This is a genomic window from Streptomyces lichenis, assembly GCF_023218175.1.
GTDB lineage: Bacteria > Actinomycetota > Actinomycetes > Streptomycetales > Streptomycetaceae > Streptomyces > Streptomyces lichenis.
In genome coordinates, this window is record NZ_JALPTH010000019.1 from 23750 (window position 1) to 40084 (window position 16335).

The 16335-nt window shown below is 73.9% G+C and carries 18 protein-coding genes; 14 read left to right on the forward strand and 4 right to left on the reverse strand.

From position 1 onward, the window contains the following. The first annotated feature begins 454 nt into the window (after positions 1 to 454). From M1O15_RS19550 to M1O15_RS19605, 12 genes are all read left to right on the forward strand, one after another. Positions 455 to 1858 (forward strand): FAD-dependent oxidoreductase, encoded by a 1404-nt coding sequence (locus M1O15_RS19550; RefSeq protein ID WP_248635403.1) that lies wholly within the window; start codon positions 455 to 457, stop codon positions 1856 to 1858. A gap of 1 nt (position 1859) precedes the next feature. After that, positions 1860 to 3716: a transketolase gene (locus M1O15_RS19555; protein ID WP_248635248.1), complete on the forward strand. Its 1857-nt coding sequence runs from the start codon at positions 1860 to 1862 to the stop codon at positions 3714 to 3716. Positions 3717 to 3966: 250 nt separating this feature from the next. Then, entirely contained in the window at positions 3967 to 4542 is a 576-nt protein-coding gene (gene ligD, locus M1O15_RS19560) for a non-homologous end-joining DNA ligase LigD (protein WP_248635405.1), read from the forward strand. Positions 4543 to 4936: 394 nt separating this feature from the next. Beyond that, positions 4937 to 5239 (forward strand): gas vesicle protein GvpO, encoded by a 303-nt coding sequence (locus M1O15_RS31890; protein WP_248635407.1) that lies wholly within the window; start codon positions 4937 to 4939, stop codon positions 5237 to 5239. Positions 5240 to 5253: 14 nt separating this feature from the next. Continuing rightward, complete coding sequence (locus tag M1O15_RS19570; RefSeq protein ID WP_248635249.1) at positions 5254 to 5658, forward strand: gas vesicle structural protein GvpA; 405 nt, start codon at positions 5254 to 5256, stop codon at positions 5656 to 5658. After that, entirely contained in the window at positions 5655 to 6380 is a 726-nt protein-coding gene (locus M1O15_RS19575) for a GvpL/GvpF family gas vesicle protein (RefSeq protein ID WP_248635250.1), read from the forward strand. The genes M1O15_RS19570 and M1O15_RS19575 overlap by 4 nt, the downstream gene beginning before the upstream one ends. Before the next feature lie 6 nt (positions 6381 to 6386). Continuing rightward, positions 6387 to 6623, forward strand: coding sequence for a gas vesicle protein GvpG (locus M1O15_RS19580; RefSeq protein ID WP_248635251.1), 237 nt, complete (start codon positions 6387 to 6389; stop codon positions 6621 to 6623). Beyond that, positions 6620 to 6961, forward strand: a complete 342-nt coding sequence (locus M1O15_RS19585) for a gas vesicle protein (protein ID WP_248635252.1) — start codon at positions 6620 to 6622, stop codon at positions 6959 to 6961. The genes M1O15_RS19580 and M1O15_RS19585 overlap by 4 nt, the downstream gene beginning before the upstream one ends. Continuing rightward, the gene (locus tag M1O15_RS19590; protein ID WP_308282372.1) at positions 6958 to 7917 is read left to right on the forward strand and encodes a GvpL/GvpF family gas vesicle protein; all 960 of its coding nucleotides are present in this window, start codon (positions 6958 to 6960) and stop codon (positions 7915 to 7917) included. The genes M1O15_RS19585 and M1O15_RS19590 overlap by 4 nt, the downstream gene beginning before the upstream one ends. Then, positions 7914 to 8126 carry a gas vesicle protein gene (locus M1O15_RS19595; RefSeq protein WP_248635253.1) on the forward strand — a complete coding sequence of 71 codons (213 nt, stop codon included), beginning with the start codon at positions 7914 to 7916 and terminating at the stop codon, positions 8124 to 8126. Before M1O15_RS19590 ends, M1O15_RS19595 begins: the two co-directional genes overlap by 4 nt. After that, positions 8126 to 8479 carry a gas vesicle protein K gene (locus M1O15_RS19600; protein WP_282576972.1) on the forward strand — a complete coding sequence of 118 codons (354 nt, stop codon included), beginning with the start codon at positions 8126 to 8128 and terminating at the stop codon, positions 8477 to 8479. The genes M1O15_RS19595 and M1O15_RS19600 overlap by 1 nt, the downstream gene beginning before the upstream one ends. A gap of 218 nt (positions 8480 to 8697) precedes the next feature. Continuing rightward, on the forward strand, positions 8698 to 9438 hold the full coding sequence (locus M1O15_RS19605) for a hypothetical protein (RefSeq protein ID WP_248635254.1): 741 nt from the start codon (positions 8698 to 8700) through the stop codon (positions 9436 to 9438). Between the two features lie 261 nt (positions 9439 to 9699). On the opposite strand, the gene M1O15_RS19610 is transcribed toward M1O15_RS19605, so the two are convergent. Beyond that, positions 9700 to 10647 carry an EamA family transporter gene (locus M1O15_RS19610; RefSeq protein WP_248635255.1) on the reverse strand — a complete coding sequence of 316 codons (948 nt, stop codon included), beginning with the start codon at positions 10645 to 10647 and terminating at the stop codon, positions 9700 to 9702. A 202-nt stretch (positions 10648 to 10849) separates the two neighbouring features. On the opposite strand from M1O15_RS19610, the gene M1O15_RS19615 reads away from it, so the two are divergent. Then, positions 10850 to 11773, forward strand: a complete 924-nt coding sequence (locus tag M1O15_RS19615) for a LysR family transcriptional regulator (RefSeq protein ID WP_248635256.1) — start codon at positions 10850 to 10852, stop codon at positions 11771 to 11773. Between the two features lie 652 nt (positions 11774 to 12425). Here the strand turns inward: M1O15_RS19615 and M1O15_RS19625 are convergent. From M1O15_RS19625 to M1O15_RS19635, 3 genes are all read right to left on the reverse strand, one after another. Then, on the reverse strand, positions 12426 to 13019 hold the full coding sequence (locus M1O15_RS19625; protein WP_248635257.1) for a phage tail protein: 594 nt from the start codon (positions 13017 to 13019) through the stop codon (positions 12426 to 12428). A gap of 406 nt (positions 13020 to 13425) precedes the next feature. Further along, positions 13426 to 13686, reverse strand: coding sequence for a hypothetical protein (locus M1O15_RS19630; RefSeq protein WP_248635258.1), 261 nt, complete (start codon positions 13684 to 13686; stop codon positions 13426 to 13428). Between the two features lie 367 nt (positions 13687 to 14053). Further along, complete coding sequence (locus M1O15_RS19635) at positions 14054 to 15148, reverse strand: YncE family protein (protein ID WP_248635259.1); 1095 nt, start codon at positions 15146 to 15148, stop codon at positions 14054 to 14056. A 125-nt stretch (positions 15149 to 15273) separates the two neighbouring features. Between M1O15_RS19635 and M1O15_RS19640 the strand changes: the two genes are divergently transcribed. Further along, positions 15274 to 16263 (forward strand): LysR family transcriptional regulator, encoded by a 990-nt coding sequence (locus tag M1O15_RS19640; RefSeq protein ID WP_248635260.1) that lies wholly within the window; start codon positions 15274 to 15276, stop codon positions 16261 to 16263. The last annotated feature ends 72 nt before the right edge of the window (positions 16264 to 16335 follow it).

Below are 16335 nucleotides of genomic sequence, written 5' to 3' on the forward strand. Positions count from 1 at the left end.
AAGCTTCGGGGTCGCCGCCCTGGAGACGTCCGGGACGGGCCGCGGCCGCGGCGCAGCCCTGGCGCATCCGGGACGCGCCCCGGCAGGCGCGTCCGGGGTCACCGTTCCGGGAGGCCCGTGGACGCGCTGATTGGCACAGGGCGGCACAAGATCAGGCCACGCCGCACCAGACCGCACCGCACCAGACCGCACCAAGCCGCAGCAACCAGAGCAGACCGACACCAAGACCGGCCACACCAGAGCAGACCGGCACCAAGAAGCCAGCCTCACCACACCAGACCGCACCAGCCGCAGCAACCACCCCCCCGAGCACACCGCACCGGAACAACCGCACGATCACGCTGGAGGCCCCGTGACCCCGTCCGTCAGCCCGTCCGGCCCGACCACCCCGGCCGGGCGTACCGGCCCCGCCCGGTCCGGACCCTCCGGCGGCCCCCGCAGGCGCCCGCGGGTGGTGATCGTGGGGGCCGGGTTCGCCGGCTACCAGACCGCCCGCCACCTCAGCCGCACCCTGCGCGGCCGTGCCGAGATCGTCCTGCTCAACCCCACCGACTACTTCCTCTACCTGCCGCTGCTGCCGCAGGTCACCGCCGGTGTCCTGGAGGCCAGGCGGGTCACCGTCTCGCTGCCCGGCACCCTGCGCCAGGTGCGGCTGGTGCTCGGCCAGGCCGAGCGGGTGGACCTGGCCGCGCGTACCGTCCACTACAGCGACCCCGAGGGCGGGGAAGGCGAGCTGACCTACGACCGGCTGGTGCTCGCCGTCGGCAGTGTCAGCAAGCTGCTGCCCATCCCGGGCGTCGCCGAACACGCCACCGGCTTCCGCGGACTGCCCGAGGCGCTGTACCTGCGCGACCACATCACCCGCCAGATCGAGCTGGCCGGCTACTGCGGCGACCCCGCCGAGTGCGCCGCCCGCTCCACCTTCGTGGTGGTGGGCGCCGGCTACACCGGCACCGAACTGGCCGCCCACGGCAAGATGTTCACCGACGCGCTGGTGCGCAAGCAGCCCGGCTGGCCGCGCGGGGTCAAGCCCCGGTGGATGCTGCTCGACGTGGCCGACCGGGTCCTGCCCGGGCTGAGCGAACGCCTCGCCAGGACCGCCGACGAGGTGCTGCGCGAGCGCGGGGTGGACGTCCGGGTGAAGACCTCCGTGAAGGAGTCCACCAAGGACGGCGTACTGCTGGACACCGGGGAGTTCGTGGACACCCGCACCCTCATCTGGTGCGTCGGCGTCCGTCCCGACCCGCTCGTCTCCCTGCTGGACCTGCCCACCGAGAAAGGCCGGCTGGTGGTCACCCCGCAGCTCGGCGTGCCCGGCCATCCGGAGGTCTTCGCCTGCGGTGACGCCGCCGCCGTCCCGGACCTGACCCGGCCCGGTGAGTTCACCCCGATGACCGCCCAGCACGCCTCCCGCCAGGGCAAGGTGGCCGCCCGCAACGTGGCCGCCTCCCTCGGCCTGGGCACCCCGGTCGCCTACCGCCACAACGACCTGGGCTTCGCGGTGGACCTCGGCGGGGTGAAGGCGGCCGCCAACCCGATGGGCGTCCCGCTGTCCGGCCCGGTCGCCGGCGCCGTCACCCGCGGCTACCACCTGGCCGCCATGCCCGGCAACCGGGTGCGGGTCGCCGCCGACTGGCTGCTGGACGCGGCACTGCCCCGCCAGGCCGTCCAGCTCGGGCTGCTGCGCTCCTGGCAGGTCCCGCTGGACACCGCCTCGCCCGAGCTCGTCCACACCCCGGGCGCGCCGGGCACCTCCGGCACCCACGAAAACTCCGGCACGTCCGGGAACACGTCGTCCGGGAACACGTCTGGGAACACGTCTGGGAACACGCCCGGAAGCACCTCCGGAAAGGAGTGACATGCACTACGAAGAACTGGCCGAACTCGGACAGCAGCTGAGGGTGGACGCGGTCCGCGCCGCCGACGCCGCCGGCTCCGGCCACCCGACGTCCTCGATGTCGGCGGCCGACCTCGGCGCGGTGCTCCTCGCCCACCATCTGCGGTTCGACTTCGACCACCCCGAGCACCCCGGCAACGACCGGTTCGTGCTCTCCAAGGGGCATGCCTCGCCGCTGCTGTACGCGATGTACAAGGCGGCCGGGGCGATCGGCGACGACGAGCTGCTGACCTTCCGCGAGCTCGGCAGCCGGCTGGAGGGGCACCCCACCCCCCGGCTGCCGTGGGTGGACAGCGCCACCGGCTCGCTCGGCCAGGGCCTGCCCGTCGGGGTCGGCATCGCCATGGCCGGCAAGCGGCTGGACGAGATCCCGTTCCGGGTCTACGTCCTCTCCGGCGACAGCGAGATGGCCGAGGGCTCGGTATGGGAGGCCGCCGAGGCCGCCTCGTACCACCAGCTGGACAACCTCACGCTCATCGTGGACGTCAACCGGCTCGGCCAGCGCGGGCCCACCCGCGAGGGCCACGACCTGGACGCCTACGCCCGGCGGCTGCACGCCTTCGGCTGGCACACCATCGAGGTCGACGGGCACGACGTGGAGGACGTGGACCGGGCCTTCGCCGAGGCGCGCTCCACCATCCGCCAGCCCACCGCCATCCTGGCCCGCACCCTCAAGGGCAAGGGCGTCAAGGCGGTGGAGGACCAGGAGGGCTTCCACGGCAAGCCGATCAAGGACGCCGAGGCCGCGATCGCCGAGCTCGGCGGCCCCCGTCACCTCCATGTGGAGGTGCGCAGGCCCGAGCAGGGGGTCAGCCAGTCCACCCTGGGCGGGAAGTCCGGCGGCGAGGTCGAGCTGCCGCGCTACGACATCGGCGACGAGGTGGCCACCCGTACCGCCTACGGGCACGCCCTGGAGGCCCTGGGCACGGCCCGCGCCGACGTGGTGGCGCTGGACGGCGAGGTCGGCGACTCCACCCGTACCGAGTTCTTCGCCAAGGCCCACCCCGACCGGTACTTCGAGAGCTTCATCGCCGAGCAGCAGATGGTCGCCTCCGCGGTCGGGCTGCAGAGCCGCGGCTACCTCCCGTACGCCTGCTCCTTCGCCGCCTTCCTCACCCGGGCGCACGACTTCCTGCGGATGGCCGCGGTCAGCCAGGCCGGGATCAACATGGTCGGCTCGCACGCCGGGGTCGCCATCGGCCCGGACGGCCCATCCCAGATGGGCCTGGAGGACCTGGCGATGTTCCGGTCCATCCACGGCAGCACGGTGCTCTACCCGAGCGACGCCAACCAGACCGCGAAGCTGATCGCCACCATGGCCGATCTGGACGGCATCCGCTATCTGCGCACCTCGCGCGGCGACACCCCGGTGATCTACGGCCCGGACGAGACCTTCCCGGTCGGCGGCAGCAAGGTGCTGCGCACCCATGGCGACGACGACCGGGCGGCCATCGTGGCGGCCGGCGTCACCGTGCACGAGGCGCTGAAGGCGGCCGACACCCTGGAGGAGTACGGCATCCCGGTCCGGGTCATCGACCTGTACTCGCTCAAGCCGGTGGACAAGGACACCCTCGACGACGCGGCCGCCGCCACCGGCTGCCTGCTCACCGTGGAGGACCACCACCCGGAGGGCGGGCTCGGCGACGCGGTCGCGGAGGCCTTCGCGGACGGGCGCCCGGCGCCCCGGCTGACCCGCCTCGCGGTACGGAACCTGCCGGCCTCGGCCTCCCCCGAGGAGCAGCTGCACGCCGCGGGCATCGACGCCGAGGCGATCACCGCCGCGGTGAAGCTGCTGGTGGAGCGGGTCGTCACGCCCTGAGGCCGCTCGCCTCCGTCGCGGGCACCGGCCCCGGACCCTCTCGCGGGGGTCCGGGGCCGACACGCGCCGCGCGGGCGTGACCGCGGTCCGGCGCGGGTACCCGGCGGCGATGAGCGCCCGCGGCAGCACCCGTACCGGCACCGGTTCCAATACCGCTGGCACCGGCACCGGCACCGGCACCCGGACCGGTACCGGCTCCGGCACCCCGGTCCGTACGGTCCGGGCCGGTCGCCGGAGTGTGGAGGTGCTGATGCGGGAGCGCCACCCCGACGGCATCGACGGGCCCCGCTTCACGCAGAGGGACATGCCGGAGCACCATCCGGACCGGGTGCGCCGGGTGGAGGTGGCGCAGGAGGGCGGCACCGTCGTGCACACGGTCGCCGAGGACACCGCCACCCTGGTCCTCCTCGCCGGCCGGGCCGCCGTCGCCCCGCACCGCTGGCACCTCGTCGTGGCGCTGGACGGCCGCTGCGACCATGACGAGGTACGGGGCTTCGCCCGCGAAGTGGCCGGCACCCTGGCCGAGGCGCACCCCGAGGAGCTGACCGCCGCCGCGCGCAAGGACGCCCGGGGCGGCTGGCTCCACCTGGACGTCCAGCGCAGCGGCTCCGCGCAGACCGCCGTCGCGCCCTACTCGGTGCGCGCCCGGCCCGGTGCCCCGTTGGCCACCCCGCTGACCTGCGCACAGCCGGACAAGCCGGGGACCCATGCCCGTCGCTGGACCGTGCACAACGTGCCGGAGCAGGCCCGTGCCCGCCCCTGGGGCCCGGCGCCCCGGGGCCGCTCGCCGGCACCGGCCCGCCGGAAGCCGGAAGCGCTGCGCTGAGGGCGGTGTCCGGGCCGGAAACGGGGGCAATCGATCACCCGTCCGGGTCGTTTCGGATCAAGCGTGGGCCAAGGGTTTGCGAGGCCATGGTCCGGCAACCAGAGGGAACGAGGCTTCCATGGCAGACACATCAGAAGAATCCCAGGCATCCGGCAGAGACCGGGACGACACCGACGAGGGCGACACCCCGGAAGAGGAGGGCGCCCGCAGGCCGGCGGCGAAGAAGACCGCTGCCCGCAAGACCGCCGCCCGTAAGACCACTGCTCGAAAGACCACGGCTCGCAGGAGCACCGGCGGCAGCGGGGGCGGCACCAGCCGTACGAGGAAGAGCACCGCTGGCTCCACACGGTCCGCGGCCCGGGACGAGGACGCGGAACCGGACGAGCCGGAGGAGATCGAGGAGAACGAGGAGGCTCCGGAACCGGAGCCCCGCAAAAAGCCCAAGAAGGCCATGCAGATCGTCCGCGAGGCCGCCGCCCAGCTCAACGAGATGACCGGGCTGGAGGCCGAGTCGGTGTCCTCCTTCGAGCGCACCGACGACGGCTGGACGGTGCACGTCGAGGTGCTGGAGCTGGCCCGGGTCCCCGAGACCATGAGCCTGCTCGCCACCTATCTGGTGCAGCTCGACGAGGACGGCGATCTGACCGGATACAAGCGCGTCCGCCGCTATGAACGCGGCCGGGCGGACCGCTCCTAGGGAGGGAGAACGACATGTCAGTGGTTCCCGCACAGCAGAGCGGCGGCGGAGGCGGCAGCAGCGGCCTCTACGACGTCCTGGAACTGGTTCTCGACCGGGGCCTGGTGATCGACGCGTTCGTCCGGGTCTCCCTGGTCGGCATCGAGATCCTGAAGATCGACGTCCGGGTGGTCGTGGCGAGTGTCGACACCTACCTCCGCTTCGCCGAGGCCTGCAACCGCCTCGACCTGGAGTCCGGGCGCAAGGCCCCGGCCCAGCTCCCCGACATCGTGGAGGGCCTGACCGAGGGCGGCGCCCGCGGCAAGTCCAAGGGAGCGCTCTCCGGAGCCGCCGAGACCATATCCGGCGCCCTGAAGTCCGGCTCGTCCGAGCGCAGCAGCAGCCGCACGTCCCGTAAGAAGGAGGAGGAGACCGAGTGAGCACCTATGTCTACGGGATCGCGCGCAGTTCGCACCCCGGTCTGCCGGAGAAGCTCGGCGGCGTCGGGGAGCCGGCGCAGCCCGTGCGGGTCCTGACCCGGGGCGACCTGGTGGCGCTGGTCAGCGACGCGCCCGACAGCCTGCGCCCCAAGCGGCGCGATCTGCTGGCCCACCAGAACGTGCTGGCCGAGGCCGGCGCCGGGGGCTCGGTGCTGCCCATGCGGTTCGGCGGCGTCTCGCCCGACGACGACACCGTGCTGTCGGTGCTGGGCGAGCGCGAGGCCCACTACCTGGAGCGGCTGGACGCGCTGGACAACAAGGTCGAGTACAACGTCAAGGCCAGCCACGACGAGGAGTCCGTCCTCCACCAGGTGCTGGCCGACGACCCCGACCTGCGGGCGCTCAGCGAGGCCAACCGGGCCGCCGGCGGCGGCAGCTACGACCAGAAGCTGGCCCTCGGCGAGCGGGTGGTGGCCGCCGTCCAGCAGCGCGAGGCGCGCGACGCGGTCCTGGTCCAGCAGGCCCTGGAGGCCACCGCGGCCGACGTCAAGCCCGGACCGGAGAGCGGCGGCTGGCTTGCCAACATCTCCTTCCTGGTGGACCGCGACCGCTCCGACGCCTTCGTCAACGCGGTGGACGAGCTGAAGCAGGCCAACCCGCACCTGGTCCTCACCGTCAACGGGCCGCTGCCGCCGTACAGCTTCGTCGAATCGGAAGGGTGATCCCGCATGGGCCTGCTGGGAGAACTGCTGCTCCTGCCGGCGGCGCCCGCGCGCGGCACCGTCTGGGTGCTGCGCCAGGTGATGGCGGAGGCGGAGCGGCAGTACTACGACCCCTCCGCCATCCAGCGTGAACTCGCCCGGCTCTCCGACCGGCTGGACGCCGGGGAGATCACCGAGGAGGAGTTCGACCGGCTTGAGGACGACCTCCTCGACCGGCTTGAGAAGGGACCCCCGAACCGATGACCATGCCCGCCCCGCGGCCCTCCGCCTCGATGGCCTACCAGCCGGACGGCGGCGGCGCCAACCTCGCCGACATCCTGGAACGCGTCCTGGACAAGGGCGTGGTGATCGCCGGCGACATCAAGATCAACCTGCTGGACATCGAGCTGCTGACCATCAAGCTCCGGCTGGTGGTCGCCTCGGTGGAGCGCGCCAAGGAGATGGGCATCGACTGGTGGGAGAGCGACCCCTCGCTCTCCTCCCGTGCCCGCCAGGGCGAACTGGCTCGGGAGAACGCCGAGTTGCAGCGGCGCATCGCCGAACTGGAAGAGCGCGCCGAACTGGAGGAGCGCAACGCATGAGCACCGCCGCCCCCGACCTGCGGTATGTCTACGCGGTCACCCGGCCCTTCGACGGCGTCCCGCCGGAGGGCGTCCGGGGCATCTCCGGGCAGCCGCCGAAGCTGGTGCGCCATGGCGACCTGGTCGCCGTGGTGGACCCGGTGCCGGCCGCCGACTTCGAGGAGGGGCCGCTCAAGGCCCGCCTGGAGGACCTGGACTGGCTCGCCGCCACCGCGCGCGCCCATGACGCGGTGATAGCCGCGCTGGCCACGGTGACCTGCCCGGTGCCGCTGCGGCTGGCCACCGTCTGCCGCGACGACAGCGGGGTGCGGCGGCTGCTGGAGGAGGGCGGCGAGCGCTTCGAGCGCGCCCTCACCCGGCTGGACGGCCGGCTGGAGTGGGGCGTCAAGGTGTACGCGGAGCAGCCCGCGCCCGCGGCCGGGGCGGCGCCCGAGCGGGCCCCGGCCGGCGGCCAGGCCCGCGGCAGTGGACGGGACTACCTGCGCCGCCGGATGGAGGCACGCCGCAGCCGCGAGGCCGACTGGGGCCGGGCCGACGCGCTGAGCCGCCGGCTGCACGCCGAGCTGTCCGCGCAGGCGGAGGCGGCCGCCCTGCACCGCCCCCAGGACGCCAAGCTCTCCGGGGTCCCCGGGGTGAACGTGCTGAACGCCGCGTACCTGGTGGACCGGGCCCGCGGCCAGGAGTTCGCCGACCTGGTCCAGGGCTACGCCGAGGAGGGCGTCCAGGTCCGGCTGACCGGACCCTGGGTCCCGTACTCCTTCGCCGGCATCGGCGACGAGGAGCAGCCGGTCGGCGGTGGGGCGGAGCCGGCCGCCGGTGGCGCACAGTCGTCCGCTGGTGGCGCGGAGCCCGAGCCGGGCCCGAGCGCCGAGCCGACCGCCGGTGGCGCGGTGCCGGCCGCCGGTGCCGGTGACCGTGGCGGTGACGGGGCCGGTCCCGAGGCGGTACGCGGATGAGCGCGCCCATGGGGCCGGTGTCGGCCTCCCCGCTCGCCGAACGCCGGATCGCCCTGGTCGACCTGCTGGACCGGCTGCTGGCCGGCGGGGTGGTGCTCACCGGCGACCTGACCCTGAGCATCGCCGACGTGGACCTGGTCCGGGTCGACCTCAGGGCGCTGATCAGCTCGGTCAACGAGAACGTGCCCTCCCCGTTCGAGGTGCGCTGATGCGCGACGCCGAGCCCCCCTACGACATCCCGCACGACACCTCCTACGACATCCCCTCCGCGGAGGAGCCCGAGCCGGACCCCACCGGCAAGCGCCGGGTGGAACTCGACCCGGACACGATCGAGCGCGACCTCGCCCGGCTGGTGCTCACCGTCATCGAACTGCTGCGCCAGCTCATGGAGCGCCAGGCGCTTCGGCGCGTCGAGGGCGGCACCCTCAGCGAGGACCAGGAGGAGCGCATCGGGCTCACCCTGATGCTGCTGGAGGACCGGATGGAGCTGCTGCGCAGCCGCTTCGGCCTGAAGCCCGAGGACCTCAACATCGACCTCGGCCCGCTGGGGCCGCTGCTCTGACCCTGCACCGACCAGCGACCAGCAGGAAGCACCGTGAGCCCCGGCCGCCCAGGCCGGGGCTCACCTCGTCTCCGGACACCGGGTACGGACACCGGGGGAACTTTTCGCGCGTCGGCCCGGCCCGGCGCGCGGCTCCGGGCAGATCAGCAGATCATCACTTCCGTGGCCGCCCGTCCCCGCCGCACGGCCGCCGGCAACGTGAAGGAAAGGCCCCCGCCATGCCCGTCGTCAACAGCGCAGGTCGCCTGGTGCTCGCCGCCGCGGTGGGGGCCGGACTCCTCGTCGGCGGCTGCGCCGAGCCACCGCGTCCACCCGCCGCCGCGGTGCGCCCGCCCGCTCCGGCGGCCGGGCCGCCCCGCCCCGCCCCCGCCCAGGTCCCCGGACTGGGACCGGCCACCCGCTCCCGTATCCCTTCCGGCAGCAGCCAGGCCGTGGTGGTCACCGGCGACGGACCGGACTCCCCGCAGTCCACCGTCGTCCTCTACGAGCGCGACCCGGCGGCCGGCTGGCGGGCGGTCAGCCAGTCCTGGCCCGCCCACAACGCGCTGCGCGGCTGGAGTGCCCACCACCGCGCCGGCGACCTGCGCAGCCCCATCGGGGTCTACACGCTCAGCGACGCGGGCGGCCGGCTGCCCGACCCGGGCACCCGGATGCCGTACGACCAGACCGAATACTTCAACATGCCCGGCACCGGCTTCCTCGGCGAACCGCTGGAAGGCTCCTTCGACTACGTGGTGGCCATCGACTACAACCGGGTCCCCGGCAACACCCCGCTGGACAAGCGCCGCCCGCTCGGCGACGACGCGGGCGGCGGCGTCTGGATCCATGTGGACCACGGCGGCCCCACCAAGGCCTGCGTCTCCATGGACGAGGAGGACCTGCGGCAACTGCTGGTCGCCCTGGACCCGGCGCGCGCCCCGGTGATCGTGATGGGTGACGCGGGCACCCTGGGACGCTAGCGGATGCCCGGAAAGGCGTTGAGCCGGAGCCGGAGCCGGAGGCGGAGGCGAGGGTGACCATGGCCCGGTAGTGGCTGGCTCGTTTGTCGTAGCGCGTGGCCAGGGCCCGGTTGTGCCCGAGGCCGGCTTCCGCACCGCGCACGGCGCCGGCACTGCCGCCGGCGGCCTGGCAGAACCGGCCCGTCGGCGTGCGGCTGGTCATGCATGCTGGCAGCGGCTGCCGGTACGTCTAACTGCCGGGCGGCGCGACCCGCGTCGACATCACCTCCTACGCGGCGGCCGACCGGCTCTCGCCCTACCGGCCGATCGCCTCGGCCGTCTGCACCAGGAACGGCCGCGGAGACCGCCGCCGGAGGCCGCCGGCGGGTAGGAGGTGAGGGCCACTCCGCCGACCAGCAGCGCGGCGGCGCACCAGCGCAGTGGGGTGATGTGCTCGCCGAGGAAGAGGGCGGCGGAGGACATGCCGAAGACCGGCACCAGGAGGGAGAAGGGGGCGACCGAGGAGGCCGGGTGGTGGCGCATCAGGAAGCCCCAGGCGCCGAAGCCGAAGACGGTGGTGACCCAGGCGACGTAGACGATCACCCCGGCACCGGTCCAGTCCAGGGCCCGCAGGGCGTCGAGGTCGCGCCGCGGGCCCTCCACGGCCAGGGAGAGCAGCAGCAGCGGCAGCACCGGGACGGTGCTCACCCAGACCATGAAGTTGAGCGCGTCGGGCGGGGCGGCCCGACGGGTCAGCACGTTGGAGACGCCCCAGCACACGGCCGCCGCGATGACCAGCAGGAAGGCGGACATCGGTCCGGTGGAGCCCTCGTCCACCGCGGCGACGGCGATGCCGGCGACCGCCACGGCCATCCCCGCGATCCGGACGCCGCCGGGGCGTTCGCGGAGGAAGGCGCAGGCGAACAGCGCGGTGAAGACGGCCTGGATCTGCAGGATCAGGGAGGACAGGCCGGCCGGGGTGCCCCGGTCCATGCCGACGAACAGCAGCCCGAACTTGGCGACGCCCAGGGCGAGTCCGACGCCGACGATCCACCGCCAGGCGACCTTGGGCCGACCCACCAGGAAGACCGCGGGGAGCGCCGCCGCCAGGAACCGCAGCGCGGAGAAGAGCAGCGGTGGGAAGTGCTCCAGGCCGATGTGGATGACGGTGAAGTTGACCCCCCAGACCGCGGCGACGAGGAGGGCGAGGAGCAGGTGCCGGACCGGCATCGGCCCGGACGGGGAGGGGCCCGGGCGGGCGGCGGAGGGAGGTGCGGGGAGCGGACCGGAAGGGTTGGGAAGGGCGGTGCGTGGCATGGCATGAGCATCGCTGGCGGCGGACCGTGCAGTACAGCGCGGATTGCTGCATGGTTGGATGAAGCATCGCTGAATACTCCGCTGGGCGGAGGCCGTGGGAGGGGAGGGGTCGCTCGTGCTGGACCTCGGCCGGTTGAAGGCTCTGCACGCCGTCTCGGTCCACGGCACCGTGGTCGCCGCCGCCGCGGCCCTCGGGTACACGCCATCCGCGGTCTCGCAGCAGATCGCCAAACTGGAGCGGGAGACCCGCACCACCCTGCTGGAGCGCCGGGGCCGGGGCGTCCGGCTCACCGAGGAGGCCGAGCAGCTGGTCGTCACGGCGCAGGAGTTGATGGTCATCGTCGAGCGGGCCGAGGTGCGGTTGGAGGAACGGCGCGGGGAGCCGTCCGGGCGGCTCGACATCGCCTGCTTCGCCAGTGCCGCGCGCGGGCTGATGCCGACGGCGCTGGCCGACCTGGCCCGCCGCCATCCGGCACTGGACGCCCGTCTCCAGGAGATCGACCCGCATCTGTCGGTGGAGCTGGTGGCCCGCGGTGCGGTCGACCTGGCGGTGGCCCACGACTGGGACATCGCACCGGTGCCGGTCCCGCCAGGCGTCGCGGCGGCCGACATCGGGGTCGACCTGTGCGACCTCCTGGTGCCGGCCGGCCATCCGCTGGCGCACCGGGCGTCGGTGTGCCGGGAGGACCTGGCCGCCGAGCGGTGGATCTCCCAGCCCCCGGGCACCGTCTGCCACGACTGGCTGGTGCGCACCCTGCGGGCGACCGGCGGCGAGCCCCGGATCGTCCACCGCGCCGAGGAGAACCACACCCAGCTCGCCCTGGTCGCGGCGGGCCTCGGCATCGCCCTGGCGCCCCGGTTGGGCCGGGGAGCGCTGCCGACGGGGGTACGGGCCGTCCGGCTGGACCCGGTGCCGAGCCGGCGGCTGCGGGCCCTGTGGCGCACCGGCGCGGCCCGCCGCCCCGCCATCACCGAGACCGTGCGCACACTGGTACGCCTGTGGCCCGAGGTCGCGGGCCCGGACGCCGCGGCTCACTGAGTCGCCGCCCGCCCCGGCGTGCCCGGCCCGGCAGGCGGCGACGGTGGCGACGGCCGTGGGGCCGGCCACCGAACCGGCCGCGGAGACCTGCCCCGCCGGCGCCCGCCCGCCGCCGACCAGCGGGCGGTGAGCGGGCCGAGCAGCATCAGCAGCACATACGCGGTGGCCGGCGGCCCGATCCGGGGCCCGGTGGCGGCGGCCGGACCGGCGGGCCTCACCGGCGCCGCCCGGTATCCGTCGGCAGCCGCCGCCCGCGCCCACCCATCGTCCCAGACGAGTGGCCGACGATCCGCGCCGACCGCTCCAGCAGCCGCGCCGACCACGGTGGTCGGCTGGAGCCCGGCGGCCAAGTCGGGCTCGATGCCCGGGCCGAGGCGCTGGCCCCCTCGGACCCCGGTCGGTCGCCGCCTCGCTCACCCCAGTCCTGCCGGCCACGGACGAGATCCGAGCCCTGACCACAGCCTCCATCCGCCCGGGCCGTTCGGTGGGCCGTACTCGGTCATCCGACGACGCCAGTTCCCGGCGAGCGTCCGGCCATGCGGAGGCCGCGCTGGCTCCGCGACATCCTCGGGGACCGCCTGGACGTCCGGCGCGAGCCTCACCGGTACCTCGTCTTCGCCCCCGACCGACGACGCCACCGACACCGCAGGCGCTAGCTGATCGTCAGGCTCGTGAAGTGGATGGTAACGATCTGGGTGCTGCCGTTCTCGACCTTGACGACCCTGGGCTCTTGCAGGGTGAACCGCTTCGTCACATTGCCCGCGAAGTCCAACTGCTCGAGCGACGCCGACCCGGGCTGGGTCTTGCCGTCGATCAGGTCGGTGAACTGCTGGGACTGATCGGAACCGCGGGTCACGGTCACCGTGCCTGCCTGCGGCTGCTCTCCGGGGATGAGCCGGAGGCCGTCGGCCGGGTTCTGCTGGGTGGGTTGGTCCAGCGTGATCGCGGAGACCTCGGTGAGGGTGTCCGTGCCGCCGTCGACGCTCAGCCGGAGCTGCCGGGGGGCGAGCTCCTCGCCCTCCTGGAATTTCAGCTCGCCACCGTCGGGCTGGGACAGCGTCGAGGAGCCCTTCGCGCCGGCGTCGGGCGGGCCGGTGGGCGAACCGGCCTTCGGGGAGGCACTGGGATGCGGCGCACCGGTGTCCGAGGACCCGGAGCCGCACGCGGTCAACAGTCCCAGAAGCAGTAAGGCTGCGGCGGCCACGCCGGCCGTGCGGCGGCGCGAGCTGGTGGCGTAACGAGACATGCGGAGACTCCCTGAGATGCCGATGTCGAGGTGCACGTGATGCCGTACATACGGGTCACGTGTGAACGCCCCAAGCATGTGCGGCACTTCGTCCACCCAGCCACGAATTCCGGGCAACCCGGGACGGTGGAACGCGGAAACACCCTCTGGCCTGGGCATACGCAAAGCCCCTGGAACGCCGGGTTGGAACGCCACACTCCCCGAGACGGTCAGTTGAGTCGCAGCCCGTCCCTGGCGCCCAGGAGTTCCGGCCGCCGCCGTTTTCCGGGCCTGCTCCGTCGCGGCCCGCAGCGCGGTACGTACGGACCCATGCGCGCTCATGCCGGCGGCAAGCCCACCGCCGGCCTGCACCATCTCGGCGAGGACGCAGGGGCAGAGGGTCCGTCTCCTCGGACCGTGCGGCCGCTCAGGCGGAAGAAGTCAGCCTTCGGGCCGTGCCGCAACGTCCCCTGCGGCCCTGTAGCCGGAGCTGCACCAGCGTCCAGGCCAGCAGCAGAGCGAAGACCGTCAGCAGCACGCCGGCGAGGACCATATGGCGCTCGTTCGGCACGCGTCCGGTCTGGAGCAGCACGAGCAGAGACAGCAGCGCCCCTGCCGCGTAGATCGACCGCACGCGTCGCAACTGCCGTACGTTCCGCGGGGGAACGGCGTACTTCGTCAGAGCCATGCGTGCCGCATACCCCTGCATTCCCAGGACAGACCCGGTGAGTCACGTCCGGGGCGGCCGCGGTTCGACCGTGCGCTCGGCACAGGCACCCGTCAGCGGCGACAGAGCCGGACCCGGGCGCCTCACCATCCCCTCGGCGCGGCACCGGAGAAGACGGCACACACGACGCAGCCCACGAAGAACACTGCGAGGAAGGACCAGATGGCCACCGGCCCCACCCATGCGATCGCCGGGCGGGGCGGGCGGCGTGGTGGCCAGGTCCGGTCGGCCCGCCGGGTGGCGGACCGCCACCAGAGCTCCGACGCCCACCGTGGGAGGTCCACCGGTCCGCCCGCCGACCCGAGGGAAACCGCCTGAGGCGGGGGAGTCAGGGCGCCGAGATGTACGCCAGGCCGTGGGCGCCCGACTCGCCTTCGTGTTCGACCTCCAGGGTCGTGACCACCCGGGCCTCCGCGAGGTCCACCACGGTCACCGTACTGTCCAGGATGGCGGCCACGTAGCCGAACCGGCCGTCCGGCGACGAGGTGATGGTGAGGGGGAAGGCGCCCACCGGGACCCGGCCGAGGGGCTCGCCCCCGGCGTCGTGGATGTGCAGCACCCCCGGCTCCTGGGTGCCGAGGGAGGCGCCGTCCGACCCGGCGCTGACCCGGAGTTCACCTGCCAGCAGCAGCCCCTGGGAGGTGGTGTGGACGGGGAAGACCACGTTCTCGGTGGCGAGCGTCCGCACGGTCCGGCCCGTCGTCGTGTCGATGATCCGCACCCCCGCCCCGGGCACCGAGCCGGGGTGGTAATCCCCCTTGGGGGCGGCGACGTACACGTACCGCCCGTCCGGCGAGATGTCGATGCCCTCGCTGCCCGGGACCTCGATCCGGTCCAGCGCCTCGCCGGTCTCCAGGTCCACGACGGAGACGAAGGGCGCCTCCTTGTTGGCGGAGTAGGCCCGACGGCCGTCCGGGGTGACGGCGAACCAGTGGGGTCCGGGCGCGTGCACCGGGACCCGCCGCACCCGCCGGCGGGTGGTGGCGTCCAGGGCGACCAGACCGCCTGTCTCCTCCTCGGTGGCCTCCACGCTGACCCAGAGGAGGTCCCGCACCGGATCCAGCAGCAGGCCGTGCGGGGCGTGGTCGGGCGCGAGGTCCACGGTGTCCACGATCCGGCGGGTGTCCGGGTCGATCACCACCAGTTCCCGCGCCCGGCCGGCGTTCGCGTGGTAGTAGCCGGCGTGGTAGGTGATGGAGACGTAGAGCAGCCGGCGGGCCGGGTCGTAGCACAGTTCGTGGGGCTGACTGGGGAGGGGGAGGACGTCGAGCCGGCCGTGGCCGACGGCGTCGAAGAAGGTGACGGAGGAGCCGCCCTGGCTCACCACCGCAAGCATGTCGCCGGCCCTCGGGGACCGGGTACGGGCGGTGGCGGCAGCGGCGGTGGCGGCCGAGGAGCGGGCCGCTTCATGTGTACGGGTCATGACGGCAGCCTCACAGGGGGCTAGTGTTGACTCCAGTGCAACCTGCGCAAGGGTAGTGTGCGTCAAGCGCAAACGAGCTGGTCGGGGCGGGCTCCGGCCGGCTTCCCCATGATCGGAGTCACACCGTGGGACCGAGTGCCCGGCCGTTCCCGGAGCCGCCCCCGCCTGGTTCGCTCGATCTGAACCTGCTGGTCACCCTGGACATGCTGCTGGAGGAGGAGAGCGTCACCGCCGCCGCTGCCCGGCTGCGGTTGTCGGCGCCCGCCGTGAGCCGGGCGCTGGGCCGGATCCGCGCCGCCCTGGGTGATCCCGTCCTGGTGCGGGCCGGCCGCAGGCTGGTCCCCACCCCGTACGCCGTGGAGCTGCGTCCCCGGGTCCGTGCCCTGGTCGAGGAGGCGCGGGCGGTCCTGGTGCCGCAGCCGGCCGCCGATCCCGCCCGGCTGGACCGGCGGTTCACCCTTAGGGCCAACGAGATGATCCTGGCCTTCTTCGCGGCCCGGTTGATCGGGGCCGTCTCGCGCGAGGCGCCCGGGGTCGTGCTGCGTTTCCTGCCGGAGGTGCCGGAGGAAACCCAGGCGCTGCGGGAGGGCCGTCTCGACCTGGAGATCGGGGTGATCGCGCGGCCCGAGCCGGAAGTCCTGGTGGAGCGGCTCGGCGGGACGCGGCTGCTCGGAGTGGTCCGGCCCGGGCATCCGCTGCTGGACGCGGTCGGGCGGGGCGGGCGCGCCGGGGCGCGGGCGTTCGCCGCGGCCGACCATGTGGGGGTGTCCCGTAAGGGGCGGGTGCGCGGTCCGGTGGACGAGCGGCTGGTCGAACTCGGCCTGCGGCGGCGCGTGGTGGCGGTGCTGCCGAGCTACACCACCGCGCTGTTCCTGTGCCGGGAGACCGACCTGGTCTGCCTCACCCCGGTCGGGGTCGCCGAGCACTGTCCGGCGGCCCTGGGGCTGACCACCTTCGAGGTGCCGCTTCCGCTGCCGCCCCTGGACATTGCCATGGCCTGGCACCCGCGCGACGACGCCGACCCGGGCCACCAGTGGCTGCGAGACCGGGTGAGGGAGGTGTGGCGGCCGGACCCGGGCACCACCGGCTGCCCGGATGACCGGCTGCCCGGATGACCGGTCAGTCCGGGTGCCCGTTCAGTCCGGGGCCGCCGGGTGCCTCCCCGGCGCGGCGCGGGACCGGCCGGG

Coding starts and splice junctions, on each gene's coding strand:
- M1O15_RS19555 (WP_248635248.1), top strand. CDS start 1,860: ATGCACTACGAAGAACTGGCCGAACTCGGACAGCAGCTGAGGGTGGAC.
- ligD (WP_248635405.1), top strand. CDS start 3,967: ATGCGGGAGCGCCACCCCGACGGCATCGACGGGCCCCGCTTCACGCAG.
- M1O15_RS19570 (WP_248635249.1), top strand. CDS start 5,254: ATGTCAGTGGTTCCCGCACAGCAGAGCGGCGGCGGAGGCGGCAGCAGC.
- M1O15_RS19580 (WP_248635251.1), top strand. CDS start 6,387: ATGGGCCTGCTGGGAGAACTGCTGCTCCTGCCGGCGGCGCCCGCGCGC.
- M1O15_RS19585 (WP_248635252.1), top strand. CDS start 6,620: ATGACCATGCCCGCCCCGCGGCCCTCCGCCTCGATGGCCTACCAGCCG.
- M1O15_RS19590 (WP_308282372.1), top strand. CDS start 6,958: ATGAGCACCGCCGCCCCCGACCTGCGGTATGTCTACGCGGTCACCCGG.
- M1O15_RS19595 (WP_248635253.1), top strand. CDS start 7,914: ATGAGCGCGCCCATGGGGCCGGTGTCGGCCTCCCCGCTCGCCGAACGC.
- M1O15_RS19600 (WP_282576972.1), top strand. CDS start 8,126: ATGCGCGACGCCGAGCCCCCCTACGACATCCCGCACGACACCTCCTAC.
- M1O15_RS19605 (WP_248635254.1), top strand. CDS start 8,698: ATGCCCGTCGTCAACAGCGCAGGTCGCCTGGTGCTCGCCGCCGCGGTG.
- M1O15_RS19610 (WP_248635255.1), bottom strand. CDS start 10,647: ATGCCGGTCCGGCACCTGCTCCTCGCCCTCCTCGTCGCCGCGGTCTGG.
- M1O15_RS19625 (WP_248635257.1), bottom strand. CDS start 13,019: ATGTCTCGTTACGCCACCAGCTCGCGCCGCCGCACGGCCGGCGTGGCC.
- M1O15_RS19630 (WP_248635258.1), bottom strand. CDS start 13,686: ATGGCTCTGACGAAGTACGCCGTTCCCCCGCGGAACGTACGGCAGTTG.
- M1O15_RS19635 (WP_248635259.1), bottom strand. CDS start 15,148: ATGACCCGTACACATGAAGCGGCCCGCTCCTCGGCCGCCACCGCCGCT.